General features: G+C 31.7%; 26 protein-coding genes, 2 tRNA genes, 1 pseudogene and 1 riboswitch. Of the genes and pseudogenes, 26 read left to right on the top strand and 3 right to left on the bottom strand.

Features of this window, described 5'->3' with window-relative positions; translation table 11 throughout:
* Positions 1 to 27 precede the first annotated feature (27 nt).
* Positions 28 to 125, top strand: a riboswitch (TPP riboswitch).
* A gap of 79 nt (positions 126 to 204) precedes the next feature.
* The 5 genes and pseudogenes from tenA (at position 205) to yidC (ending at position 4,077) form a co-directional block, all read left to right on the top strand.
* Positions 205 to 894: pseudogene (gene tenA / locus KA830_RS12425) on the top strand (thiaminase II).
* Positions 887 to 1,708, top strand: coding sequence for a bifunctional hydroxymethylpyrimidine kinase/phosphomethylpyrimidine kinase (gene thiD, locus KA830_RS12420; RefSeq protein WP_204179712.1), 822 nt, complete (start codon positions 887 to 889; stop codon positions 1,706 to 1,708). The pseudogene tenA and the gene thiD overlap by 8 nt, the downstream one beginning before the upstream one ends.
* Entirely contained in the window at positions 1,701 to 2,480 is a 780-nt protein-coding gene (thiM, locus tag KA830_RS12415; RefSeq protein WP_204179719.1) for a hydroxyethylthiazole kinase, read from the top strand. Before thiD ends, thiM begins: the two co-directional genes overlap by 8 nt.
* Positions 2,481 to 2,482: 2 nt before the next feature.
* Positions 2,483 to 3,121 (top strand): thiamine phosphate synthase, encoded by a 639-nt coding sequence (thiE, locus tag KA830_RS12410; protein ID WP_070039511.1) that lies wholly within the window; start codon positions 2,483 to 2,485, stop codon positions 3,119 to 3,121.
* An 86-nt stretch (positions 3,122 to 3,207) separates the two neighbouring features.
* Positions 3,208 to 4,077, top strand: a complete 870-nt coding sequence (gene yidC, locus KA830_RS12405) for a membrane protein insertase YidC (protein WP_046207772.1) — start codon at positions 3,208 to 3,210, stop codon at positions 4,075 to 4,077.
* A 198-nt stretch (positions 4,078 to 4,275) separates the two neighbouring features.
* On the opposite strand, the gene KA830_RS12400 is transcribed toward yidC, so the two are convergent.
* Entirely contained in the window at positions 4,276 to 4,920 is a 645-nt protein-coding gene (locus tag KA830_RS12400) for an HD domain-containing protein (protein WP_204179713.1), read from the bottom strand.
* A gap of 277 nt (positions 4,921 to 5,197) precedes the next feature.
* Complete coding sequence (cls, locus tag KA830_RS12395) at positions 5,198 to 6,682, bottom strand: cardiolipin synthase (protein WP_046207774.1); 1,485 nt, start codon at positions 6,680 to 6,682, stop codon at positions 5,198 to 5,200.
* A 140-nt stretch (positions 6,683 to 6,822) separates the two neighbouring features.
* On the opposite strand from cls, the gene csoR reads away from it, so the two are divergent.
* The 3 genes from csoR (at position 6,823) to KA830_RS12380 (ending at position 7,735) form a co-directional block, all read left to right on the top strand.
* Positions 6,823 to 7,116, top strand: coding sequence for a copper-sensing transcriptional repressor CsoR (csoR, locus tag KA830_RS12390; protein WP_046207775.1), 294 nt, complete (start codon positions 6,823 to 6,825; stop codon positions 7,114 to 7,116).
* A gap of 14 nt (positions 7,117 to 7,130) precedes the next feature.
* Positions 7,131 to 7,337, top strand: coding sequence for a putative copper chaperone CsoZ (gene csoZ / locus KA830_RS12385; protein ID WP_046207776.1), 207 nt, complete (start codon positions 7,131 to 7,133; stop codon positions 7,335 to 7,337).
* A 257-nt stretch (positions 7,338 to 7,594) separates the two neighbouring features.
* A complete protein-coding gene (locus tag KA830_RS12380; protein WP_099091318.1) occupies positions 7,595 to 7,735 on the top strand; it encodes an Lmo0850 family protein in 141 nt (46 codons plus the stop codon).
* 266 nt (positions 7,736 to 8,001) lie between these two features.
* On the opposite strand, the gene KA830_RS12375 is transcribed toward KA830_RS12380, so the two are convergent.
* Positions 8,002 to 9,189 (bottom strand): FtsW/RodA/SpoVE family cell cycle protein, encoded by a 1,188-nt coding sequence (locus tag KA830_RS12375; protein ID WP_070657370.1) that lies wholly within the window; start codon positions 9,187 to 9,189, stop codon positions 8,002 to 8,004.
* A 259-nt stretch (positions 9,190 to 9,448) separates the two neighbouring features.
* Between KA830_RS12375 and KA830_RS12370 the strand changes: the two genes are divergently transcribed.
* The 18 genes from KA830_RS12370 (at position 9,449) to KA830_RS12285 (ending at position 24,976) form a co-directional block, all read left to right on the top strand.
* Positions 9,449 to 10,519 (top strand): D-alanine--D-alanine ligase, encoded by a 1,071-nt coding sequence (locus KA830_RS12370; RefSeq protein ID WP_046207778.1) that lies wholly within the window; start codon positions 9,449 to 9,451, stop codon positions 10,517 to 10,519.
* Between the two features lie 12 nt (positions 10,520 to 10,531).
* Positions 10,532 to 11,887 carry a UDP-N-acetylmuramoyl-tripeptide--D-alanyl-D-alanine ligase gene (locus KA830_RS12365; RefSeq protein WP_204179714.1) on the top strand — a complete coding sequence of 452 codons (1,356 nt, stop codon included), beginning with the start codon at positions 10,532 to 10,534 and terminating at the stop codon, positions 11,885 to 11,887.
* Positions 11,888 to 12,277: 390 nt separating this feature from the next.
* Positions 12,278 to 13,792: a degradosome RNA helicase CshA gene (cshA, locus tag KA830_RS12360; RefSeq protein ID WP_210134285.1), complete on the top strand. Its 1,515-nt coding sequence runs from the start codon at positions 12,278 to 12,280 to the stop codon at positions 13,790 to 13,792.
* Positions 13,793 to 14,013: 221 nt separating this feature from the next.
* Positions 14,014 to 14,493, top strand: a complete 480-nt coding sequence (locus KA830_RS12355) for a PH domain-containing protein (protein ID WP_046207781.1) — start codon at positions 14,014 to 14,016, stop codon at positions 14,491 to 14,493.
* Positions 14,486 to 15,991, top strand: a complete 1,506-nt coding sequence (locus tag KA830_RS12350; protein WP_204179715.1) for a PH domain-containing protein — start codon at positions 14,486 to 14,488, stop codon at positions 15,989 to 15,991. The genes KA830_RS12355 and KA830_RS12350 overlap by 8 nt, the downstream gene beginning before the upstream one ends.
* The gene (locus KA830_RS12345; protein WP_046207783.1) at positions 15,984 to 16,475 is read left to right on the top strand and encodes a PH domain-containing protein; all 492 of its coding nucleotides are present in this window, start codon (positions 15,984 to 15,986) and stop codon (positions 16,473 to 16,475) included. Before KA830_RS12350 ends, KA830_RS12345 begins: the two co-directional genes overlap by 8 nt.
* A 34-nt stretch (positions 16,476 to 16,509) precedes the next feature.
* Positions 16,510 to 16,860 carry a holo-ACP synthase gene (gene acpS, locus KA830_RS12340; RefSeq protein ID WP_204179716.1) on the top strand — a complete coding sequence of 117 codons (351 nt, stop codon included), beginning with the start codon at positions 16,510 to 16,512 and terminating at the stop codon, positions 16,858 to 16,860.
* A gap of 106 nt (positions 16,861 to 16,966) precedes the next feature.
* Positions 16,967 to 18,115, top strand: a complete 1,149-nt coding sequence (gene alr, locus KA830_RS12335) for an alanine racemase (protein ID WP_064209856.1) — start codon at positions 16,967 to 16,969, stop codon at positions 18,113 to 18,115.
* Positions 18,116 to 18,202: 87 nt separating this feature from the next.
* A complete protein-coding gene (gene mazE, locus KA830_RS12330; protein WP_046207786.1) occupies positions 18,203 to 18,373 on the top strand; it encodes a type II toxin-antitoxin system antitoxin MazE in 171 nt (56 codons plus the stop codon).
* Positions 18,370 to 18,732, top strand: a complete 363-nt coding sequence (locus KA830_RS12325; RefSeq protein WP_019468010.1) for a type II toxin-antitoxin system PemK/MazF family toxin — start codon at positions 18,370 to 18,372, stop codon at positions 18,730 to 18,732. The genes mazE and KA830_RS12325 overlap by 4 nt, the downstream gene beginning before the upstream one ends.
* A 342-nt stretch (positions 18,733 to 19,074) precedes the next feature.
* Positions 19,075 to 20,076: a SpoIIE family protein phosphatase gene (locus KA830_RS12320; RefSeq protein WP_046207787.1), complete on the top strand. Its 1,002-nt coding sequence runs from the start codon at positions 19,075 to 19,077 to the stop codon at positions 20,074 to 20,076.
* A gap of 68 nt (positions 20,077 to 20,144) precedes the next feature.
* On the top strand, positions 20,145 to 20,471 hold the full coding sequence (locus KA830_RS12315) for an anti-sigma factor antagonist (protein WP_046207788.1): 327 nt from the start codon (positions 20,145 to 20,147) through the stop codon (positions 20,469 to 20,471).
* Between the two features lies 1 nt (position 20,472).
* Positions 20,473 to 20,955 (top strand): anti-sigma B factor RsbW, encoded by a 483-nt coding sequence (rsbW, locus tag KA830_RS12310; protein ID WP_064209857.1) that lies wholly within the window; start codon positions 20,473 to 20,475, stop codon positions 20,953 to 20,955.
* Positions 20,930 to 21,700, top strand: a complete 771-nt coding sequence (gene sigB, locus KA830_RS12305; RefSeq protein WP_046207790.1) for an RNA polymerase sigma factor SigB — start codon at positions 20,930 to 20,932, stop codon at positions 21,698 to 21,700. Before rsbW ends, sigB begins: the two co-directional genes overlap by 26 nt.
* Before the next feature lie 143 nt (positions 21,701 to 21,843).
* Positions 21,844 to 23,994: a Tex family protein gene (locus tag KA830_RS12300; RefSeq protein WP_204179717.1), complete on the top strand. Its 2,151-nt coding sequence runs from the start codon at positions 21,844 to 21,846 to the stop codon at positions 23,992 to 23,994.
* The gene (locus KA830_RS12295; protein WP_073346045.1) at positions 23,987 to 24,439 is read left to right on the top strand and encodes a SprT family protein; all 453 of its coding nucleotides are present in this window, start codon (positions 23,987 to 23,989) and stop codon (positions 24,437 to 24,439) included. The genes KA830_RS12300 and KA830_RS12295 overlap by 8 nt, the downstream gene beginning before the upstream one ends.
* A gap of 345 nt (positions 24,440 to 24,784) precedes the next feature.
* A tRNA-Leu gene (locus KA830_RS12290) sits at positions 24,785 to 24,867 on the top strand.
* Positions 24,868 to 24,902: 35 nt separating this feature from the next.
* Positions 24,903 to 24,976, top strand: a tRNA-Gly gene (locus KA830_RS12285).
* Positions 24,977 to 25,009 lie beyond the last annotated feature (33 nt).

Below are 25,009 nucleotides of genomic sequence, written 5' to 3'. Positions count from 1 at the left end.
GATATGTTTTATATAAATACATAATAAAGAAACTACTAGGGGAGCCTTATGGCTGAGATGAGAAATTCAGACCCTTATAACCTGATTTGGTTAAGACCAACGTAGGAAAGTAGCATTCATTAATATTTGGGAAATTGCTCTAATATATATTAATAAACTACATTCCTACGTGGGATGTAGTTTTTTTAATTAGGAGGGTTAAATTTGTTATTTTCACAGGAATTAAAAAAAGCTTCACAACCAATTATTGAGGATATCTATAATGATCCATTTATCCAAGAAATGTTGCATGGTACGATTTCTGAAGAGGCTTTGAAATTTTATTTGAGAGCAGATGCTTCTTATTTAAAAGAATTTGCAAATATATATGCATTGTTAATACCAAAAATGAGTAGATTGGAAGAGGTTCAATTTTTAGTAGAACAAATACAATTTATAGTTGATGGTGAAGTAGAAGCACACGAAATCTTAGCAACATATGTACAACAAAACTATAGTGAAATCGTTCAAGAAAAAGTTTGGCCACCAAGTGGAGATCATTATATCAAACATATGTATTTCAATGCCTATTCAAAAGAAAATGCTGCATATACAATTGCAGCAATGGCACCTTGTCCATATGTGTATCAAGTGATTGCTAAAGAAGCGTTGAAAGACAGTGAATTAAATAAAGACTCAATTTTATCAAAATGATTTGAATTTTATAGTACGGAAATGGATGAATTGGTAAATATTTTTGATGAACTAATGGACCGATTAACACAAAATCTTGCAGTTGAAGAAAAAGAAGCAATAAAATCTTGTTTCTTGCAAAGTACGATACATGAACGAAATTTCTTTAATATGGCATATATACAAGAAAATTGGTTATACGGAGGTCAAAATAATGAATAAACCTAAGATTGCGTTAACGATTGCTGGAACAGATCCTACCGGTGGTGCAGGTGTCATGGCAGATTTAAAATCATTCCATGCATGTGGTGTATATGGTATGGCTGCAATAACAAGCATTGTGGCTCAAAATACTAAAGGCGTACAACATATTCATAATCTAGATTCACATTGGTTAGAAGAGCAAATGGAAAGTGTATTTTCAGATGAACTACCACATGCTTTGAAAACTGGGATGATTGCATCTAGAGAAATGATGGAGATTATTCAAATGTATTTAAAAAAATACGACAATATTCCATATGTTATCGATCCAGTTATGTTAGCAAAAAGTGGTGATTCTTTGATGGATGATGATGCTAAAGCAAACTTACAAAATATTTTATTGCCTTACGCTACAATAGCGACGCCTAACTTACCAGAAGCTGAAGAAATTACAGGTATTACAATTAATGACCAACAGTCGATTTATCAAGCTGGCAATATATTTATCAATGAAATTGGTAGCAAGGGTGTTGTTATAAAAGGGGGACATTCAAGTGATAAAAATACAGCTATAGACTATTTATTTACACAAGATGATGTGTTTACCTTTGAAGAACCTAGATATGATACAAAACATACACATGGTACAGGATGTACTTTTTCAGCTGTTATTACTTCAGAGTTAGCAAAAGGTAAATCGATGTTCGATGCAGTTCAAAAAGCGAAGAAATTTATTTCACTTAGTATTAAACATACACCAGAAATTGGTTTAGGTAGAGGTCCAGTAAACCATTTTGCATATATGAAGGAAGTTGGTTTAGATGATGAATAATTTAGAAAAATTAAGGGCGGATCAACCGCTTGTCATTTGTTATACAAATGATGTAGTTAAAAATTTTACTGCAAATGGTTTGTTAAGTCTTGGTGCTAGTCCAGCAATGAGTGAGGCGCCTGAAGAAGCACATGATATGCTGACAGCTGCAAACGCTTTGTTAATAAATATTGGTACGTTAACAAAAGAAAGAGAACAAGATATTTTAAACATCGCTAAAACAGCGAATCATCTTGGCAAACCGATTATATTTGATCCTGTTGCTGTAGGTGCTTCACAATACCGCAAAGATTTTTGCAAAAAGTTTCTCAATGAAATAAAAGTTACTGTTATTAAAGGAAATGCTTCTGAAATTTTAACGTTAATTAATAGCGATACTAAAATGAAGGGAACTGACGGCGATAGTAGTTTAGATTCAGTATCAATTGCAAAAGAAGCACGCAAACACTTTAATACGTCGATTGTCATAACTGGCAAAGAGGATATTATTGCTCAGAATGAACGCATATTTAAACTATCTAACGGATCTCCATTGTTGGCAAGAATAACTGGTGCTGGTTGCTTATTAGGAGCAATAGTAGCAAGTTTTGTTGACTCAGAAACTCCTTCTATAAATGCGTTAATAGAAGCGGTCTCTCTATATAATATCGCTGCAGAAAAAGCTGAACAAATTTCAGCAGGACCTGGTAGTTTTAAAGTAGAATTGTTAAATGCATTGTATAATATGACCTTTGAAACTGATATACAATATCAAAATAAGCAAGAGGTGTAACTATGTTTAACAAAGCGTATTTAAAGCTATATTTTATTTGTGGTACACAAGATATACCAAAACAAACATCAATCATAGATGTTGTGACTGAAGCTTTAGAATCAGGAATTACAATGTTCCAATTTCGAGAAAAAGGGGACGGTTCATTAACAGGAAATGCCAAAATTGAACTTGCACAAAAATTATTATCTTTATGTAAAAGTTATCATGTTCCTTTTATTGTTAATGATGATGTAGACTTAGCAAAAGCAATAGATGCTGATGGAATACATGTAGGACAAAATGATGCCAATATTGATGCATTCGCCAGTACATTTAGTAATAAAATAATAGGTCTTAGTGTAAGTGATTTAGAAGAATATCAAGTATCGGACTTAACCAATGTTGATTATATCGGTGTTGGACCGATGTATCATACGGGCTCAAAATCAGATGCTAAAGCTCCAGTGGGCCCAGGAATGATTCAAACATTAAGAACTAAAGTTCAAGATTTTCCAATCGTTGCAATTGGAGGTATTAATACAAAAAATGCTCAAATCATTATGAATCATGGTGCAGATGGATTATCAATTATTTCTGCAATCTCGAAAAGTTCAAATATCCAAGAAACTGTACAACAATTTTTACAAACTGTTGAATAATGCGGAAAATTTCTTTTTTTGTTTTCTACTTTCCTTTGAGTATGATAAAATAAATTTTATGTGAATATATCATTAGAGGTGGAAAAATGAAAAAGAAAGCGCTACTACCTTTATTATTAGGTGTAATGGTCCTTTTAGCAGGCTGTGACTACTCTAAACCTGAAAATAGAGATGGATTTTTCTTTAATACGTTTGTAGAACCAATGGACAAGTTAATTCATTGGTTGGGAACAAGTTTCAACAATGATTATGGTTTAGCAATAGTAGTACTTGTATTGGCAATACGTGTTGTATTATTGCCTTTCATGTTATCAAACTATAAAAATAGTCATATGATGCGAGAAAAAATGAAGGTTGCAAAACCGGATATTGATGCAGTTCAAGAAAAAGTTAAGCGTTCTAGAACGCAAGAAGAAAAAATGGCTGCAAACCAAGAAATGATGGAAGTATATAAAAAATACGATATGAATCCAATGAAGAGCATGTTAGGTTGTTTACCAATCTTAATTCAAATGCCAATCATTATGGGCTTATTCTTCGTATTGAAATACCCGTCAAGTGGTGGATTTACGGAACACCCAAATTTCCTTTGGTTTAACTTGTCTCAACCTGATATTTGGATTACTGTTATCGCTGGTATTTTATACTTCTTACAAGCTTTTGTATCAAGTAAGAGTATGCCAAATGAACAACGTCAAATGGGTTATATGATGATGATTATTTCTCCAATTATGATTGTTTGGATTTCTTTAAGTTCTGCGTCAGCATTAGGTCTTTATTGGTCAGTCAGTGCGGCATTCTTGATTGTACAAACTCAAGTTGCCAACATGTATTATTCTAATCTTGCTAAAAAAGAAGTTGCTCCAATGATTGAAGCAATGAAGAATAATAATTCTGAAAAAGCTAGCAAAGGTAAAAACACTCAAGTAGCACCTAAGAAATCTAAAAAGAAATAATGCATTACATTATTAATTTAAATGGTAGACCTGGTACATAATATATAGCAGGTATAAAGTTTAGAAGCACTTGAGATGATTATCTCAAGTGCTTCTATTTTTTATATTTAAAATAAATGTATCTTAGTTTCGAAAGTAACGTAGCTATCCAATATATAAAGATGGTCTACAAAGTCTGGAACAAACATACTTGAATTTTTAAAAATACCATTCTTTGAAAAAAGTATCTACATAATTTTTCATAAATTCATGTCGTTGTTGCGCTAAATTTTTTGCTGTTTGAGTGTGCATGAGTGATTTAAGTTTAAATAATTTTTCATAAAAGTGTTTTATTGCAGAAGGTTTCCAATCAAAATATGATTGATTAGATTTTTTTATATTATTGGATTGTTGGTCAATCCACATAGGTTCACCAAAATGACCTGCAAATTGAAATGTGCGTGCTATACCAATTGCACCAATCGCATCTAAACGATCAGCATCACGAACAATTTGTCCTTCAATCGATAATTTAACATGATCATTTTTACCATTTTTATAACTGATATGTTCAATAATATGTAACACATCTTGTTGTATTACGAGATCAAGTTCCAAACCATTGAGGAATTGTGCTAACTTTACTTTTGCTTCTTTAGTATTTGTAAGTTTGCTATCGATAGTATCGTGTAAAATACTTGCTAATTGTATGGTGAGTAAATGACCTTGTTGTTCATTGTTAGCAATATATTCTGCTAATCTTGTTACGCGTTGTATATGTGCAATATCGTGCCCGGTTGTATCATCTTTATGAAAAAGTTTCATGTAGTTTTGCGCTTTAGTGAGTATATCTTCATTAGTCATATCAAGTTGCCTCCATTTTGACAAAAAACTAAACTAAATTATTAATTGAGATTTAATTGTTATAAAATTATAAATAATACATTGATGTGTTTAAATAGTGGGTGATCAACAATCTTTCTAAGATGAAAGTATTAAGTGTTTTTACTAGAGTGACAAACAACATGTATATACTTTAAGCTTTTATAAGCGTAGAAATACATTTTTTAATTCGGTTGTTTATAATTACTAAGATTAAAAATGTCCGAGACATATGATAAGTCTCGGACTGATAATGATTCTATAAAATCGGAGATAATAATCTTGAAATGCCTTCTTTAAATTTGACCCATAAACTTCTTTGTTCATATAGTGCTTTAGTTAATCTATAAGAGACGTTTAAATCTTCTTCAAAAGCCATTCTTAAAGCTTTAGCAATATGTGGGTCATAGATGAATGCGTTTATCTCAAAGTTTAATGTGAAGCTGCGGTGATCCATATTTGTTGTTCCAACACTGGAAACTTCATCATCAATGACGAGTGTTTTAGAATGTAAGAAACCATTATTGTAGTGAAAGATATTCACACCAGCATCTAATAAAGAAGCAACGTTATTGTATGTTGCCCAATAAACAAAAGGATGATCCGGTTTATTAGGTATCATGATATTTACGTTCACGCCACCTAAAGAAGCAATTTTAACAGCATCTAAAAATGCTTGATCGGGAATAAAATAAGGCGATTGTATATAAATAGAATGCTTTGCTGAAGCAATCATTTTTAAATAACCGTATTTTATTTGTTCCCACGTTTCATCAGGACCACTAGAAGCAATTTGCACACCCGTCGTACCACCTGAATCTACGTCTGGAAAATAACGTTCTTCATATCTTAAATTATCACGTGTTGAGTGTGAGTTCCAGTCAAGCATAAAACGAAGTTGTAAAGCGTTAACGGCATCACCAACGATACGGAGATGTGTATCTCTCCAGTATCCAAATTTTTTCTTAAGTCCCAAATATTCATCACCGACGTTAAATCCACCTACGTAACCAATATGTCCATCGATAACAACAATTTTTCTATGATTACGATTATTCATTCTCAAATTGATTAATGGTAATTTAGATGGAAAGAATGCTTCAACGAGTCCACCTTTTTTTCTAAAAGCTTTAAAGTCTTTTATAGATAAACCTCTAGACCCCATGTCGTCATAAAGCATTTTCACTTCGACACCTTCGTCAAGCTTATGTTCTAATGCAGTTAATATTCGTTTTCCTAGATAATCATTACGGAAAATATAGTATTGAATATGTATATAATCTTTGGCATTATATATATCTTCAATGAGTGCATCAAACTTTTCTTTTCCGTCTATAAAGATGCTTATATCATTATCAGTAGTTAAGAAAGCCGCATTATTATACAATAACATTTGAACCATATCTTTAAATTTTACGATTTGATGATTGCCTTTAGAAAAATCATCATTTTTCAAGGCTTCTAGTTGTTCATTTACAATCATTTCAATGCCGACTTTATCTTCTTCATCTAAACTAAAGATATGTTCGCGTTGGATTTGGCGACCAAAAAGTAAATACACGATAAAACCTAAAATAGGTATAAGACCCAAAACCAATATCCATGCCCAAACAGAACCAGCAGATCGTCGCTCCATAAAGATAATTGTAAATGCAAAGATTAGGTTTAATATAAATGCGCCAATCAGAATAACATTAATGATGACGTTTGTATGGTTGTAAGTTATAGCAAAAATATCTATCATATTAAACCTCCAAATTGCTATTCAATTAATTTACAATTGATAAATTCTTCATCATTGTAACATGGTACCACGTTTTTATCACTTGACTAATACCTGATAGGGGTATATTATAAATGTATATTAAGAGGGGGCGTTGGATCATGGCAGAAATGCAAAAAGCGCATCATTCTGAACAAATTAAATCAAATTTAAAATCTCGTTTAAATCGCATTGAAGGACAAGTAAGAGCGATCAATCGTATGATTGATGAAGATGTATATTGTGATGATGTGCTTACACAAATTAGAGCGACAAGATCAGCACTTAATAGTGTTGCTACGAAATTATTAGATCACCATATGAAAAGTTGTATTATGGATAAAGTGAACCAAGGTGAGCAACAAGAAGCAATGGATGAGTTGTTGGTAACTTTCCAAAAGTTAATGAAAGATTAGAACAGGTGACGCCAATGGAATCACAAACGATTTATTTACGTAAAATAGATAATAAACAAGATAAGCTTCAAATAGAAAGAACATTATCACAAATCATCGGTGTGAATCATGTTTCAGTTGAAATTGAAAAAGCACAAGTGTTTATAGAATTTGAAACACCAGCAAGTTTAAACAATTTAGAAAAAGACTTATATGATTTAGGATTTGAAATTTTGTATTAAATCGACTTCAGTCATTGAAATGTTATCTTTCTCATATCATGTTATAAAGTACAGGGTGAAACAATCAATAGACTGACTGGTATTGATTTATATTCTGTTTTTGTTTTTATTGCTTATAATAATTATAAGTGAATGTTTTAAAATTACGTAATAAAACAAAAATTATTTTATAAGATAAAGAAAATTTCAATAACATGTAGTAATTCGTAAATAAATAGGGTAAGATATAATAGAAGCTAGAATTTAGGAGTGATGATATGAGTAAAGATAACGAAAAGATTCAAAATGTAGTTAAACTATTATCATCATTAGGGGTAAACATAAAGAAAACTAAATCAAGATTAGAAGTTATGCATACTTTACCAACGACTGTGAAAACCGCTAACGAATTGAAATAGTGCGTTACCCATACAAAGATTAAAAGCATATATGCAAATTTAAGAGGCTGAGACATTGATTGTCTCAGCCTCTTATTGTTAAAGCAGCAGTTAATCTTGACTTGAAGGGATGGTACGGTGAAGCCTTATTAAATAAATTGATTTTCTACTCATTCCATTTTAGTGTGCCGTGTTGAACGATAAATTTATAAAAAACAAAAGCGTTGAAAACTTTTTGATCTAAGAGTTTTCAACGCTTTTTAAATATGTCAATGCAAAACAAATAGCTATTTGTTTTGCGTTGTATATTGTCTAGATTGGTGATAATAAATTGATAATATCACACCAATACCACACATTAAACTCCATAATGAGCTACCACCATAACTAATAAATGGCAATGGTATACCCGTAATTGGTAATAACTGAATGGTCATACCAATATTTTCTAGGATATGGAATAGAATCATTGTAGTAAATCCAATGATGAAAATTTTACTGAACGGTAATTCAATTTTAGTAGCAAGTCTTACTAAGTGAAAAATAAATGCAAGAAAAATCAATAGCAAAATGACTGAACCAATAAAACCAAATTCTTCCCCAATAACTGAGAAAATAAAATCCGTATGGTTTTCCGGAATATAAACTTCACCTTGATTGAACCCTTTACCAAATAGTTGTCCAGAACCAATCGCTTTAAGTGATTCTGTTAAATGAAATCCATCACCACTACTATAAGTATAGGGATCAAGCCACGAATTGATACGACTTAATTGGTAAGGTTGAATGCCGAAACTATTTTCTAAAATAGAAGGTTTATAAATCACTGATAATATCACCGTAGAAGCAATAACGACTGACCCTATTAATATAGGTGCTAGTATCTTCCAAGTGATTCCACTGATTATCATAACACCGACAATAATCGCAAAGATAACTAGTGTTGTACCTAAATCATTTTGCAATAATATAAGTACCATAGGGATAAAAGCTATACCGATAATTTTAAAGAATAATTTAAAGTCAGTTTCTAAAGATTTGTTAAATGTAAATTGGTTATGTTTAGTTACAATTTTGGCCAAAGCTAAAATCATAACTATTTTCATAAATTCGGATGGTTGAACACTAATTGGTCCAAACGTATACCAACTTTTTGCCCCGTTAATAATCGGTGTGATAGGTGTTTCTGGAATAATTAGTAATAACAACAATGAGAAACAAAGTATAATATAAAGTAAATATGTATATTTCATAAGTTTTTTAGGTGAAATTAGCATTATTAGAAATGCGATAATCGCCCCAAAAACATAATATAGTATCTGGCGTATACTAAAGTTAGCGCTATATTGACCTCCGCCCATTGCAGAACTAATAAACGTAATACTTATGATTGCTAGTAATGCGATGAAGCCAATTAAAATCCAGTCTATTTTTCGGATCCAATGATTATTTTTTGATTGACGTGAAGTATTCATTTCTTACTCCTTTGGAAAACTATTATTTCAATTACTTGTAGTATATATAGATTTTACCGAACTTTATACGATTTTGCTAGAAGTAGGGTATGTAAAACTTAAATAATTATTTTAAGTGTCATTGAAGTTTTCACTTTAAATACTTTAAAAACTTCAATATACTTATAAAAAACAATTATTTTACAACTACATAACAAATGCAAAATGCTAATAAATCGTGATATGATGTAGTTTAAGAATTCTATATGGAGGCTAAAATATGGCTAAAGAAAATGTTTGTATCGTATATGGAGGGAAAAGTGCTGAACACGATGTATCAATATTAACAGCACAAAATGTCTTAAATGCGATTGATAAAGAAAAATATCAAGTGGACATTATTTACATAACAAACGATGGAGATTGGAAAAAGAAAGAAAATATCGTAGATCCTATAGATGACATAGATGCGTTACGATTAGCAGATGTTCCTGCCGGAGAAATCTCCAAATTATTAAATGAAGGCAGCCTTGGCACAGCATATAGTGCGGTTTTCCCATTACTACATGGACCGAATGGTGAAGATGGAACAATTCAAGGTTTATTTGAAGTGTTAGATATTCCATACGTTGGTAATGGTGTGCTAGCAGCCTCAAGTTCAATGGATAAGCTTGTGATGAAACAACTCTTTGCGCATAGAGGCTTACCTCAATTACCATATGTAAGTTTCTTAAGAAGCGAATATCAAAAATACGAAAATAATATTTTGAAATTAGTACATGACAAGTTAGAATATCCTGTATTTGTGAAACCTGCAAATTTAGGATCAAGCGTAGGTATTAGTAAGTGTAACGATGAGGAAGAGTTGAAACAAGGTATAGAAGAAGCATTTCAATTTGATCGTAAATTAGTAATTGAGCAAGGCATCAACGCTAGAGAAATTGAAGTGGCTGTCTTAGGTAATGACTACCCAGAAACGACTTGGCCGGGAGAGGTAGTTAAAGATGTGGCATTTTATGATTACAAAGCTAAGTATAAAGATGGAAAAATCAAATTGGATATTCCAGCTGACTTGAATGATGATGTAAAAATGACTTTAAGAAATATGGCTGTAGAAGCATTTAAAGCAACAGATTGTTCAGGATTATTGCGCGCTGATTTCTTTGTAACGGAAGATAATCAAATTTTTATAAACGAGACAAATGCTATGCCTGGTTTCACAGCTTATAGTATGTATCCAAGTTTATGGGAAAACATGGGCGTAAGTTATGCAGAACTCATAAGTAAATTAATTGAATTAGCAAAAGAAAAACATGAAGATAAAAAGAAAAATAAATATAAAATTGATTGAGGCGGTTAAATCATGATTGAAGTAACTTTAGAACAAATTCAAGATTGGATTCCATGCGAGATTGATAATGACTATTTAGATTACACAATTAAAGGTGTTTCTATAGATTCAAGAAAAATCGACGAACAAAATTTGTTTATTCCTTTTAAAGGAGAACATGTCGACGGACATAAATATGTGAATCAAGCATTGGAAGATGGTGCGGGAGCGGCATTTTGTCAGAAGGACAGTGTTTTAGCCCCTCAAATTTCTGGACCTATTATTTGGGTAGATGACACATTGGAAGCATTGCAGCAGTTAGCCAAAGCCTATTTGGCATTTGTTAATCCATTTGTGATCGCTGTTACAGGTTCTAATGGTAAAACAACGACTAAAGACATGATAGAAAGTGTATTAAAGCCTCAATTTAAAGTGAAAAAAACACTAGGAAATTATAATAATGAAATCGGTATGCCGTTAACCATTTTGCAATTAGATCAAGATACTGAAATTTCTATATTAGAAATGGGTATGTCTGGTTTTCATGAAATTGAAGCATTATCACAATTAGCTAACCCAGATATTGCAATTATTACTAATATTGGTGAATCACATATGCAAGATTTAGGATCGCGTGAAGGTATAGCGAAAGCTAAAGCGGAAATTTCATTTGGTCTTAAACCTCAAGGTCTATTTATCTACGATGGAGATGAGCCATTATTAAAGCCTCATGTCGATAAATTAGTAGATATAGATTTAATGAGTATAGGTAAAAAAGAAAATAATGATTTAGTTTGTAAAATTGACAATATAGATGATACTGGTATTATTTTTAATATTAATGAAAATGAGCATTATGAATTACCAATTTTAGGTGAACATAATATGAAAAACGAAACTATAGCTATAGCTGTTGGTAAACGGCTTAATCTGAGTTATGAAACGATACATCAAAATATTCAAGCGGTTCAACTTACAGGTATGAGAATGGAACAACACCATACCGACTCCGATACGCTTGTTATCAATGATGCTTATAATGCTAGTCCAACTAGTATGAAAGCCGCTATTGATACACTCAGCAGTATGGGAGGCCGCAAGATACTTGTGTTAGGTGATGTCTTAGAATTAGGGCCTAATAGTCAAACAATGCATGAAGCGGTTGGTGATTATTTAGTTAATAAACAAATCGATGCGTTATATACTTATGGAACAGAAGCGGGTCATATTCATCGTACAGGCAAAGCGTTTGTAAAATATGCAGAACATTTTACAGATAAAGCTGCACTAATACAGTCATTAAAATCAAATACTGAACCACAAGATAAAATACTAATTAAAGGTTCAAGAGGGATGCAATTAGAAGAAGTTGTAGATGCCTTAATTTAAAATTATTAACACCACATTTCATATCACTTTTATTAGTGGGAAAGTGGTGTTTTATTTTGTTATAAATAAAATAGATATTTCGATAGTTAGTAACTTGAACTAGTTCATTTAAGTTACTATTTTTAAAAATTACTAAAAATTATCAATATAAATAAATCTACAATTTTTTTTCGTAAACAAAAATAAATACTGGTAAATATAATTAAACGCTTACAACCTATATGTCACAGTATTTTCTCAGTTTACTTTGATTATTAATGAGGTGAATTATGTCATTATAATAAATTTGGTTTATTGCGATTATAGACTTGAGGTGGTACTATAAAGAAGTTGAAGAAACTTAGATGAACATATATGTAGAGAAATACAGATAAATAAAGGAGAATTATATTGCAAAATTTTAAAGAATTAGGGATCTCAGATAAAACGGTAGAAACCCTAGTATCAATGGGGTTCGATGAGGCCACTCCTATACAAAAAGAGAGTATCCCTCTTGCCTTAGAAGGTAAGGATGTTCTTGGTCAAGCGCAAACAGGTACAGGAAAAACAGGCGCTTTTGGTATTCCACTTATTGAAAAAGTGGCAGGACAAGATGGAGTTCAATCATTAATATTAGCACCAACTAGAGAATTGGCGATGCAAGTTGCTGAATCACTTAGAGCATTTGCGACCGGCCAAAATGTACAAATAGTAACTGTATTTGGTGGAATGCCAATAGATCGTCAAATTAAATCACTTAAAAAGGGTCCACAAATTGTTGTAGGTACACCTGGACGTGTTATTGATCATTTAAATCGTCGTACGTTAAAAACAAACACTATTCATACATTAATATTAGATGAAGCAGATGAAATGATGAATATGGGCTTTATTGATGATATGAAATTTATTATGGATAAAATACCAGCAGAACAACGTCAAACAATGTTATTTTCAGCTACAATGCCAAAAGCTATTCAAACATTGGTACAACAATTTATGAAATCACCAGAAATTGTTAAAACTATGAATAATGAAATGTCAGATCCTCAAATAGATGAATATTACACAATTGTAAAAGAATTAGAAAAATTTGATACATTTACAAATTTCTTAGATGTACATCAACCTGAGTTAGCAATTGTTTTTGGTCGTACTAAGCGTCGTGTTGACGAACTAACAAGTGCGTTAATTTCAAAAGGATATAAAGCTGAAGGTTTACATGGCGATATCACACAAGCTAAACGTTTAGAAGTATTGAAGAAATTTAAGAACGACCAATTAGATATCTTAGTTGCTACAGATGTTGCAGCAAGAGGACTCGATATATCAGGTGTAAGCCATGTTTATAACTTTGATATACCTCAAGATACTGAAAGTTATACTCACAGAATTGGCCGTACGGGTCGTGCTGGTAAAAAAGGTGTAGCAATTACTTTTGTTAACCCAATTGAAATGGATTATATCCGTCAAATTGAACAAACGAACAAACGACAAATGACTGCATTGAGACCACCGCATCGTAAAGAAGTGCTTAAAGCACGTGAAGACGACATTAAAGGTAAAGTTCAAAACTGGATGTCAAGAGATAGCGAACCAAGACTGGAACGTATTGCAACAGAATTACTGGAAGAATATAATGATGTAAATTTAGTAGCAGCATTATTGCAAGAGTTAGTTGAATCAAACGATGAAGTTGATGTTCAATTAACATTTGAAAAGCCATTATCTCGAGGCAAAGGTCGCCAAGGTAAAGGTGGACCAAAACGTGGTGGAAACCATAAACGTGGTGGCGGCAAATTCGATAGCAGAAATCGTCGTCCAAATAAAGGCGCCTTCAACAATAAAAAGAAAAATGATAGATCATCAGATAGAAACAACAAAAAATCAATGAAGGGTCGCACATTCGCAGACCATAAAAAATAAAATACTTTATCATATATGAATTTTAGGTTTAGTCACTCCAATTTATTGGAGTGATTTTTTTATATCTAAAATCGATTCAATCACATAAAAGTGATTAGAAAAAGTGGGAAATTAAAGTGATGATAAAAATATTAGAATAATCATTGCCTTCTACGACGATAATGAAGCAAACATGTCCCTATGTTATAATGAATTGAAAAATTTTATGGAGGAGTGTAATTATGACTAACGACCAACAATTTAGGCGCAGCCCTAAACAAGCGATGAGATATTATTACATACTAGAAGCTCTTGAATTGATTGTTAGTTTATTATTTATGATTGCATTAGTATTTTTATGGAATCATTATAATTGGTGGCATTTTTTAATTTACATATTTATTGCAATAACGATTTTTGATGTAATATATATGCTGTTGAGACCTTGGTTGAAGTATAAATATACTTTTTACTGCGTCAAAGACCAATATATTGAAATCAAAACAGGAATATTTTTTAAAAAGAATGAAATTGTTAAATATGAGCGAACGCAATTTTTAAAAAGAAAAAGCAATCCATTATTAAAACAATTACATATATCAAGGCTAACTTTGGTGACAGCTGGCCACTCACTTGATTTCCCGTTGATGTTAACAAAGGAAATTGAAGTATTTGAACATAATATTTTAAAATACTTACGAGGAGCTGATTATGATGTATAGTCCTCAAAAATTACATCCAATTTCATACATAACTGGAATAATAGAGGCGATTAAACAAAATATTATTTTGATTTTTATTTTTTTAGTGTTTAATTTACGCAACTTTGATTTTACGGATTATAAATCATATATCTATCCAGGCATTGTTACTATTATCTTTCTGATTTCGTTTATAATACAAATATTAAAGGTTTATAACACTAGATATTGGATTGAAAATGATCATTTTATTTTAGCCACTGGTATTTTTAGTAAAGAAAGGAAAGAGTTAAATATACGCAGAATTCAAACGTTAGATACTTCACAAGGTATTATTAATCAAATTGTGGGTGGGGTAATACTTCAAATTAAAACGCCTAGTGATGGTATAGAGTTAGACACTGTATCCAAAAATCAAAGTGATTTTATACAGCAAACATTAAAAGAAAAACAGCAAAAACTGACTCAAAATAGCGAAATCATTGACAACAATAATTCTTTTGCAGAGCAGGATGCTGAAAAAGAACAAAAAATGCAGTCGCCAGCTATGAATATTTATAAATTAAATTTTAAAGAACTTTTATTTATGGCTTTAACAAGTGGTGTCATTGGTGTAGCTTTTGCAACATTGTCACCAGTCATGTTTGCATTAAGTGATATTTTACCTTGGCATAAAATTACCAATACATTTTCTGAAATTTTTCAGACTGCTTTTATGATTATTTTAATGATTGTTGTCTTGATCATTGTAGTGAGTTATATTTTTGGCACTATCATAGAAATAGTTAGAAATTTTAATTATACGGTTAAGCAACAAGGTACACAGTTAAATATTCAATATGGTTTGTTTAATGTCAAAAGTATTACTGTACCAACTGACCGTGTGCAAGCGATTGTAGAACGTCAATCATTTATAAGAAAGTTATTTGGCTATACTTCAATTCATTTTGTAATTACGAGTGATATGGATGGTGTTGATAAGGATGATGTTACTCTAGGCGGCAATGTAATGATTTTACCATTTATTAAGAGGCAAAAAGCATTTTATCTGATAAAGCACCTGATACCAGACATGAAATTCACTGAACCAAAACTAGGCATGCCTTGGAGGGGATTTCATAGGTATTTTTGGAGAGAATCACTAGTATTACTTATCGGTGCTACGATTGCTACTTATTACTGGTCTGTTTGGTCATTTGTTATTGCAGGGTGCCTAATATTAATAATGATTCTTCACAGTTTTATCGTTATTAAATCCTCTGGTTTAAACTTAAATCACGATGAATTAGTTGTGCGGAATGTAACTATGTTTGGATTTAAAAACACATATTTTAAACACAACAAATTGTTAGGTATGGAAATGTCAGAAAATCCGTTTCTTATTCGAAGTAACCTAGCAAACTTTAAATTTATCATTGCTAAAGCGGCTGGCAGTGCAGAAATAGGGTTAAAATATAGTGAAGTTAGTCATGTGGAAAAACTAAAATCATGGTATTTGAGAGGTGATTTTGATGAATGAATATAATTATATGGATCCATCAGGCAAAACAGTCATTTGTATTGCTTCAATAATTACTGCAATTTTATTAATTTTGGCTTTATCAATCATTACAGTAATAGATAAGGTATGGTTACATTTCATAAGTTCTAAAGTCATGTTTTGGTTATGGACGATTAATATCATAATTGCATTCATTGTTATCATTATCGGTGGTATGATTAGACCGATTTATAAATATAAAATATTTAGATATAAGTTAGAAAATCAAGAAATCACGGTTAGAAATGGCTTGTGGTTTATTAATGTAGTGAAAATTCCTTTGTTTCGTATTCAAAATGTCGATACCCATGAAGGTATCTTAATGAGAAAATATAATTTGGCGAGTTTAACCTTGTCGACAGCCGGTGGAAATACTGAAATAAAGCTAATTGACAAAAATAAAGCAAATACATTGAAACAAGAAATAAAAAAAGGTAATCATTCTATGCCACAGAATTTATAATAAAAAACTTGTCATAGAAAGGCAGGAGTAGCTAATGATACATGGTATAGGCGTTGATTTAATAGAAATAGCTAGAATAAAAAAACTTTACTATAGACAAGACAAATTGGTAGAACGTGTATTGTCAAAAAATGAGCAACAACACTTTCGTCAATTTAAAAGTGAAACGCGTAAAATAGAATTTTTAGCGGGAAGATTTACCTGTAAAGAAGCTTTTAGCAAAGCGCTCGGTACAGGACTTGGAAAAACTATAGCATTAAATGAAATAGATTGTTTTAATGATGAACTTGGAAAACCATGTATACATTATGATGGTTTTACAGTTCATGTAAGTATTTCACACACAGAACATTACGCAATGAGCCAAGTCATTATAGAAAAATAAAAAACGATTTTAATATAAAGTTTTGGCTATCTTTATTTAATTGTTATAAAATTAATTTAATGTATGTCAAAGTGTAACTTTATTTTTGAAATGGAGGTCTCGTTTAATGACTGATAAGTATTATAGATCCACATATTTAAACGTAGATTTAAATGCAATTGTGGCAAATTTTCAAGTTTTCCAAAAATTACACCCAAATAAAACGGTGATGCCAATCGTAAAAGCGAATGCTTATGGCCTTGGCAGCGTGAAAATCGCACGTTACCTTATGGATCATGGCGCTGATTTTTTTGGCGTAGCAACTTTGGATGAAGCGATAGAATTAAGAATGCACGGTATAGATGCTAAAATTTTAATATTAGGCGTTATACCTACATATAATATTAATAAAGCCATACAACATCGCGTAGCAATCACCATTCCATCAAAAGCATGGTTAGTTGAAGCGTTAAAAGAAATTCCAGAAGATAACGACAAAGATTTATGGTTACACGTAAAAATAGATACTGGCATGGGAAGATTAGGTATTAAAGATGCAGCGGAGTATAAAGAAGTTATTGAGTTAATCCATAACCATGATCATTTAGTATTTGAAGGGGTGTTTACGCATTTTGCATGTGCAGATGAACCTGGAGAATCAATGAATCAGCAACAAAGTTTATTTGAATCAATTGTCAATGAAGAAGAAAAGCCACAGTATATACATTCGCAAAATTCTGCAGGCGCATTAATGAAAGATAGCCAATTCTGTAATTCAGTGCGGGTGGGTATATCATTATACGGTTATTATCCTTCAAGTTATGTTAAAGACAGTGTGAAAATACATTTAAAACCAAGTGCGCAATGGATTAGTGAAATTGTACAAACAAAAGTCTTGCAACCAGGCGAATCTGTGAGTTATGGCAGTATTTATACAGCGACAGAACCTACAAAAATAGGTATTATTCCTGTTGGTTATGCAGATGGATTTCCAAGAATGATGACCGGATTTAATGTAAATGTTAACAGCAAACAATGTGAAATTATTGGAAAAGTTTGCATGGATCAAATAATTATAAAAATTCCAGAAGAAATTCAAACTGGTGATAAAGTGATATTGTTGGATCATCATTCAGACAGTGAACAATCTGTGGAAGCGCTGGCATATCAACAACATACTATCAATTATGAAGTTTTATGTCGCTTAAATAGGAGATTGCCACGTATCTATTATGGTACTCAAGACCTAGAAATCCTTAATGAATTACTAAAATAGTATAGTCACTGTATTTAAAATTTGTTATTATATATCTAACAAGAAATCTCAATATATTCTATTTTAGTCACATGGAGGTCTTTATTCATGGCAAGTTTTAATCAAAGCAGAAATCATAGTATTGAACAACTATTAAAAGAAGGCTATTCGCAAATGGCTGACTTGAATCTCTCCCTTGCGGCGGAAGCATTTCCATTTGAATGTGAAGCTTGCGATTGCAATGAAGTCTACATTATATCTAAGAATAACAATGAATGATGAGAAGAGGAGACGTTTATTTAGCTGATTTGTCACCAGTACAGGGTTCTGAACAAGGGGGAATAAGGCCCGTAGTCATTATACAAAATGATACTGGTAACAAGTATAGTCCTACCGTAATTGTAGCTGCAATTACAGGTAGGATTAATAAAGCTAAAATACCTACACATGTAGAAATAGAAAAAAGCAAGTATAAACTCGACAAAGATTCTGTTATATTGTTAGAGCAAATACGGACGTTAGACAAGAACAGATTAAAAGAAAAACTGACATATCTATCTGAAGAAAAAATGCAAGAAGTTAATAATGCTATAGATATTAGCCTAGGTTTACATAATATTAGAAATCATAGAACATAATTTTTAAAAGTGAGCGTAATAAAATAACGAATAACAGACATCAATTCCTTATACATGCAACAAACACTTAATTCCAAGATAATTTGAAATAGAACAGAGAAAATAAAGCGTGTGTTTGTAATCAAATATTTATGAATAGGATGTTTAAGTTGAAAAGCTTTAGGTTATCCTAAAGCTTTTTTCGATATCAACTTAAAGTATGTATTTAAAAACATCTCACTTTGCTAGAAACAAAACTGTATTGCTTGATTAAATATTTAATACACATACATATAACAGAATATATTCTTGTTAAAACCGATGTATGCGATTTATATTTGCATTTTGAGGAGGAAATACTGAGTGAAAGAGTTCAAAAATCAATATAAAGCGCTAATTGACGAAAGTCTACACACAGTAAATGAGACAGATTTATTAAAAAAGTGTGAAGGCTTCACCGAAGAAGTGAAAAGAAAAGACTTGCTACCTGAAGATATCGTTGAAATTCATAAAAATTATGTTCAAGCATTAGAGTTAAGTAGTGAACAAATTTCTAAAACATTCAACGTACTTAAAGAAGTAGTAAAAGGATTTGGCTATAATTATAGAGATTATCAAGATCTTGTAAATCGATTACAATATCATGATAAAGAAATCGACTTAGCATCCCGTTTACAGCAAACGATGCTTAAGACAGATATTCCTCAATTCGATAGTATTCAAATCGGTGTAATTTCCGTAGCTGCGCAAAAGGTTAGTGGCGATTACTTTAATTTAATAGATCATAAAGACGGTACGATGAGTTTTGCAGTAGCAGATGTTATAGGTAAAGGTATACCTGCTGCCTTAGCTATGAGTATGATCAAATTTGGTATGGATTCATATGGGCATTCCCAATTGCCAAGCGATGGTCTTAAACGATTGAATCGCGTGGTAGAAAAAAATGTGAATCAAAATATGTTCGTAACGATGTTTTATGGACTGTATGAAGAATTAAACCACTTGTTATATTGCAGTTCTGCTGGCCATGAGCCAGGGTATATTTATAGAGCTGAAACCGAAACATTTGAGGAAATTAAGGTGAGAGGTCGCGTTTTAGGTGTTAGCCAACAAACACGATACAATCAACAAGAAATACCCGTTCATTTAGATGACTTAGTTATCATTTTTACAGATGGTGTCACAGAAGTAAGAAATGAAGCTGGTGACTTTTTAGATAAAAGTTATTTACTAGATATGATAAAAAAGTATAAACATATGCATCCACAAGACATTGTTCAACTTTTATATGAAGCAATTTTAAAAATTCAAAATCCAGAAAAAAGAGATGATTTAACAATATTGATAATAAAAAGAGTGAATTAGATAAGATTAATGATTAAAATAAAAGGGTATAATGGTTATTAATGAGACTATGCTTAGGAGTGTAATTTATGAATCTAAATATTGAAACAATATCACATGATACACATTATGAAGTTAAAGTTGGCGGAGAATTAGATGTTTATACTGTTCCAGAACTTGAAGAAGTACTCATGCCGATGAGACAAGAGGGAACGCATGATATATATGTAAATTTAGAAAATGTTAGTTATATGGATTCAACCGGTTTAGGACTATTTGTCGGAACATTAAAGGCTTTAAATCAAAATGATAAAGAATTATATATATTAGGTGCTTCAGATCGAATAAGTCGACTATTTGATATCACAGGTTTAAAAGATTTGATGCATGTTAATGAAGGAACGGAGGTCGAATAACATGCAACTTAAACAAGATTATATAGAAATGCGTTTACCAGCATCAGCAGAGTATGTAAGCTTAATACGTTTGACTCTATCAGGTGTATTTTCACGTGCTGGGGCGTCATATGACGATATAGAAGATGCCAAAATAGCAGTGAGCGAAGCAGTAACAAATGCAGTAAAACACGCATATAAAAACGATGCTACGGATGTAGGAATGATTAACCTTTGTTTTGAAATTTTTGATGATAAAATTAAAATAGTAATTTCCGATCAAGGGGAAAGTTTCGATTATGAAGAAACAAAAGCAAAATTAGGACCATATAAAGACAATGAAAATATAGATTTCCTTAGAGAGGGAGGTCTTGGTTTATTTTTAATTGAATCTTTAATGGATGAAGTTACAGTGGATAAAAACTCTGGTGTAACCATTAGCATGATTAAGTATATAAAAAAAGAGCAGGTGCGAAATAATGGCGAGAGAGTCGAAATCAGTTAATGACGTATCACCTGAACAAATCAACCAGTGGATAATGGAGCATCAAAATAATGAGAATTCAGATGCTCAAGATAAACTTGTTAAACATTATAAAAAGTTGATTGAATCATTGGCATATAAATATTCAAAAGGTCAATCTCATCACGAAGATCTCGTTCAGGTTGGTATGGTTGGTTTAATTGGTGCAATTAACCGATTCGACCTATCTTTTGATAGAAAGTTCGAAGCTTTTTTAGTACCAACTGTAATTGGTGAGATTAAGCGTTATCTACGTGATAAAACGTGGAGTGTGCACGTTCCTAGGCGAATTAAAGAAATCGGACCCCGTATTAAGAAAGTGACTGATGAATTGACAAATGAGTTAGAGCGCTCACCTTCTATTGCTGAAATTGCCGATAGGTTGGAAGTCAATGAAGAAGATGTGCTCGAAGCTATGGAAATGGGTCAAAGTTATAATGCATTAAGTGTAGACCATTCCATTGAAGCGGATAAAGACGGATCGACTGTTACATTATTAGATATTATGGGGCAACAAGATGATAATTATGATTTAACTGAAAAGCGTATGATATTAGAAAAAATACTCCCAATTTTATCTGAACGGGAAAGAGAGATTATACAGTGCACATTTATTGAAGGTTTAAGTCAAAAAGAAACAGGTGAAAGAATAGGTTTAAGTCAAATGCATGTATCCCGGTTACAACGAACAGCAATTAAGAAACTTCAAGAAGCAGCAAACCAATAAAATATATGCTTAAAGCAGAATTCATTTAATGAATTCTGCTTTTTTATACTTCGATTATTTTTAGGAAAAGAATCAAGATAACGTTATATGTTAGAATATATAAGTATTAGTAATAAATTTTTTATTTATGAGTGGAGGATACTATGGATAGTAATTTAATACAATCTATAAAAGAAAAATATAAATTTTCAAGTAAACAAATTAATGCAGTATTAACGTTGCTTGAAGAAAAAAATACAGTACCATTTATTGCACGCTATCGTAAAGAACAGACTGGCGGGTTAGATGAAGTAGAAATAAAACAAATTAATGATGAATATCAATATATGGTTAATCTTCAAAAAAGAAAAGAAGAAGTTATACATAATATAGAAGAACAAGGTTTACTGACTACAGAATTAAAAAATGACATTTTAAAGCAAACAAAGCTACAAAGAGTTGAAGATTTATATAGACCTTATAAACAGAAAAAGAAAACAAGAGCTACGGAAGCGAAAAGAAAAGGTTTAGAACCTTTTGCAAAATGGCTCAAAAATCCTAGTTTAGAAATGACAATAGAAGAAAAAGCAACTCAATTTTTCAATGAAGAAATAGAAAATATAGAACAAGCAATACAAGGTGCGCAAGATATTATTGCAGAAAAAGTTTCAGACGAACCTAAATATAGAACTAAAATACTTAAAGACACTTTTCAGCATGGCAAAATTGTTACACAAAAGAAAAAGAATGCTGAGGATGACCAAGAGATTTTTTCAATGTATTATGATTATTCAGAACCAATTAAAAAAATTGCAAATCATAGAACATTAGCAATCAATCGGGGAGAAAAAGAAAAAATACTATCAGCTAAAATAGATATGGATATTCAAGGCATTGAGAATTTTATTCGTAAGCATGAAATGATTCATCATCATGAAGGTTCAACAATTATTGAAAATGCGATTGCTGATAGTTTGAAAAGACTAATCATGCCTTCGATTGAAAGAGAGATAAGAGGTGACCTAACAGAAAAAGCTGAAAAACATGCTATTGATGTATTCAGCGAAAATTTAAGAAATTTATTATTACAACCACCAATGAAAGGGAAACAAATTCTAGGAGTGGATCCTGCTTTTAGAACAGGTTGTAAATTGGCTGTAATAAATCCTTTTGGCACTTTTATAGCTAAAGGAGTAATATACCCGCATCCACCAGTAAATAAAAAGGAAGACGCGGAGAAAACGTTTGTTCAGTTTGTAAATAACTATGATGTTGATTTAATTGCTATCGGTAATGGTACAGCTAGTAGAGAAACAGAACAATTTGTAGCTTCAATGATTCAAAAACATAAATTAAAAACACAATTTATAATTGTTAACGAGGCTGGAGCTTCTGTTTATTCTGCTTCAGAAATCGCTCGTTCAGAGTTCCCAGATTTTCAAGTAGAAGAACGTAGTGCTGTTTCGATTGGAAGAAGGGTACAAGATCCGTTAAGTGAGCTTGTAAAAATTGACCCAAAATCAATTGGCGTTGGTCAATATCAACATGATGTTAACCAAAAAGCATTGGAGGGCGCGTTAACTTTTGTTGTCGAAACAGCTGTTAACCAAGTAGGTGTTGATGTAAATACAGCTTCACGCTCACTATTGCAATATGTGTCGGGTCTGTCTTCGACTATAGCCCAAAACATAATTTTATACCGTGAAGAAAATGGGCCTATTAAACACAATAAGGATATTGCCAAAGTAAAAAGGTTAGGTGCTAAAACATTTGAACAAAGTATTGGTTTTTTAAGAATTATCAATGGTAGCGAACCTTTAGATAATACATCAATTCATCCAGAAAGTTACCAAGCAACTTATCAATTGTTAAGTGAGATTGGTTTTAGTGCAGATGATTTAGGAAAAGCTGATTTGAAAGCAGCTTTAAATCATGTGGATTTGACTGACATGGCTACAAAGCTAAACATTGGCGAACCCACCCTTGAAGATATTATCAAGTCGTTAATTGCACCAAATAGAGATCCACGTGATGAATTTGAGACACCAATATTAAAATCGGATGTCTTATCGATTGAAGATTTATCGAAAGATATGAAGTTAAGTGGAACTGTAAGAAATGTAGTTGACTTTGGAGCCTTTGTTGATATTGGTGTTAAACAAGATGGCCTTGTACACATTTCAAAATTATCTAAGAAATTTGTTAAAAACCCAATGGATGTTGTCAGTGTTGGAGATATCGTTGATGTTTGGATATTAGATATTGATGACAAGAAAGGGAAAGTATCACTAACTATGATTGATCCTCATGGATAATGAAAAATTACAAAGCATGACAGAGTCTATTTCTACCACAATTTTTAAAAGACCGTTTAAACATAAAGCTTATTTTAATAAACGACTTAGAACAACTGGTGGGCGTTATATATTGAATACACACAATATAGAAATAAATGCAAAGCAATATGACGCTTTCGGTGAAAAGGCAGTTATTGATATTATTAAACATGAATTATGTCATTACCATCTTCATATACAAGGAAAAGGATATAAACACAAAGATAAAGATTTCAAGTTACTCAGTGCGCAAACAGGTGCCCCGAGATTTTGTTCAGCAGTTGAAAGCTATGAGAATCGAGTTAGGTACATCTATAAATGCTCAAACTGTGGTGTGAAATATGCCAGAATAAGAAAAGTGAATTTAAATAAAATGCTTTGTGGACATTGCAAAGGGAAATTGATAGAACAAAGCCATTTTTAAATAGTGAATTTAAGTAGCAAGAGAGCTGATACTTTTCAGCTCTTTTTTATTTAAGAATCACTTTACACGTTTGATATTAAAAAGACGATATAAATATATGAAATTTGTGCATTTAATTAGATAAAATAAATAAAAATGAATATTTTACTCTAATTCGTTATTTGTATGTGTTGACGATATATAATTTATGTTATATGATATTAAACGTTGCGAAAATAATATGAAATTAAATGAAGGACCTTTAAGTTTGTTAAAGAAATTTTAAAAACTTATTGACAAAACATTTCAAACATATTACAATTGAGTACGTTAACTTGATGAACGGAAAATTTTAGCGTCAACCGAGCGGCCGTGGCGGAATGGCAGACGCGCTAGGTTGAGGGCCTAGTGGGATTTATCCCGTGGAGGTTCAAGTCCTCTCGGCCGCATCAAAATACATTACATATGATTTATATGAAAATATGCGGGTGTAGTTTAATGGCAAAACCTCAGCCTTCCAAGCTGATGTTGTGGGTTCGATTCCCATCACCCGCTCCATTATGAAATATTAAAATGAACATTGAAAACTGA

Source organism: Staphylococcus sp. GDY8P119P (assembly GCF_017892075.1).
Classification (GTDB): domain Bacteria; phylum Bacillota; class Bacilli; order Staphylococcales; family Staphylococcaceae; genus Staphylococcus; species Staphylococcus ureilyticus.
This window is presented reverse-complemented; position numbering and strand designations above follow the sequence as displayed.

Excerpts from the sequence above, each read along its gene's own strand:
- KA830_RS12400 (WP_204179713.1), bottom strand. The coding sequence starts at position 4,920 with ATGACTAATGAAGATATACTCACTAAAGCGCAAAACTACATGAAACTT.
- thiM (WP_204179719.1), top strand. The coding sequence starts at position 1,701 with ATGAATAATTTAGAAAAATTAAGGGCGGATCAACCGCTTGTCATTTGT.
- sigB (WP_046207790.1), top strand. The coding sequence starts at position 20,930 with ATGGCGAGAGAGTCGAAATCAGTTAATGACGTATCACCTGAACAAATC.
- KA830_RS12365 (WP_204179714.1), top strand. The coding sequence starts at position 10,532 with ATGATTGAAGTAACTTTAGAACAAATTCAAGATTGGATTCCATGCGAG.
- KA830_RS12375 (WP_070657370.1), bottom strand. The coding sequence starts at position 9,189 with ATGAATACTTCACGTCAATCAAAAAATAATCATTGGATCCGAAAAATA.
- KA830_RS12325 (WP_019468010.1), top strand. The coding sequence starts at position 18,370 with ATGATGAGAAGAGGAGACGTTTATTTAGCTGATTTGTCACCAGTACAG.
- KA830_RS12295 (WP_073346045.1), top strand. The coding sequence starts at position 23,987 with ATGGATAATGAAAAATTACAAAGCATGACAGAGTCTATTTCTACCACA.
- csoZ (WP_046207776.1), top strand. The coding sequence starts at position 7,131 with ATGGAATCACAAACGATTTATTTACGTAAAATAGATAATAAACAAGAT.
- KA830_RS12350 (WP_204179715.1), top strand. The coding sequence starts at position 14,486 with ATGTATAGTCCTCAAAAATTACATCCAATTTCATACATAACTGGAATA.
- KA830_RS12380 (WP_099091318.1), top strand. The coding sequence starts at position 7,595 with ATGAGTAAAGATAACGAAAAGATTCAAAATGTAGTTAAACTATTATCA.
- rsbW (WP_064209857.1), top strand. The coding sequence starts at position 20,473 with ATGCAACTTAAACAAGATTATATAGAAATGCGTTTACCAGCATCAGCA.
- acpS (WP_204179716.1), top strand. The coding sequence starts at position 16,510 with ATGATACATGGTATAGGCGTTGATTTAATAGAAATAGCTAGAATAAAA.
- KA830_RS12345 (WP_046207783.1), top strand. The coding sequence starts at position 15,984 with ATGAATGAATATAATTATATGGATCCATCAGGCAAAACAGTCATTTGT.
- alr (WP_064209856.1), top strand. The coding sequence starts at position 16,967 with ATGACTGATAAGTATTATAGATCCACATATTTAAACGTAGATTTAAAT.
- yidC (WP_046207772.1), top strand. The coding sequence starts at position 3,208 with ATGAAAAAGAAAGCGCTACTACCTTTATTATTAGGTGTAATGGTCCTT.
- KA830_RS12355 (WP_046207781.1), top strand. The coding sequence starts at position 14,014 with ATGACTAACGACCAACAATTTAGGCGCAGCCCTAAACAAGCGATGAGA.
- csoR (WP_046207775.1), top strand. The coding sequence starts at position 6,823 with ATGGCAGAAATGCAAAAAGCGCATCATTCTGAACAAATTAAATCAAAT.
- thiD (WP_204179712.1), top strand. The coding sequence starts at position 887 with ATGAATAAACCTAAGATTGCGTTAACGATTGCTGGAACAGATCCTACC.
- KA830_RS12300 (WP_204179717.1), top strand. The coding sequence starts at position 21,844 with ATGGATAGTAATTTAATACAATCTATAAAAGAAAAATATAAATTTTCA.
- KA830_RS12370 (WP_046207778.1), top strand. The coding sequence starts at position 9,449 with ATGGCTAAAGAAAATGTTTGTATCGTATATGGAGGGAAAAGTGCTGAA.
- cls (WP_046207774.1), bottom strand. The coding sequence starts at position 6,682 with ATGATAGATATTTTTGCTATAACTTACAACCATACAAACGTCATCATT.
- mazE (WP_046207786.1), top strand. The coding sequence starts at position 18,203 with ATGGCAAGTTTTAATCAAAGCAGAAATCATAGTATTGAACAACTATTA.
- KA830_RS12315 (WP_046207788.1), top strand. The coding sequence starts at position 20,145 with ATGAATCTAAATATTGAAACAATATCACATGATACACATTATGAAGTT.
- thiE (WP_070039511.1), top strand. The coding sequence starts at position 2,483 with ATGTTTAACAAAGCGTATTTAAAGCTATATTTTATTTGTGGTACACAA.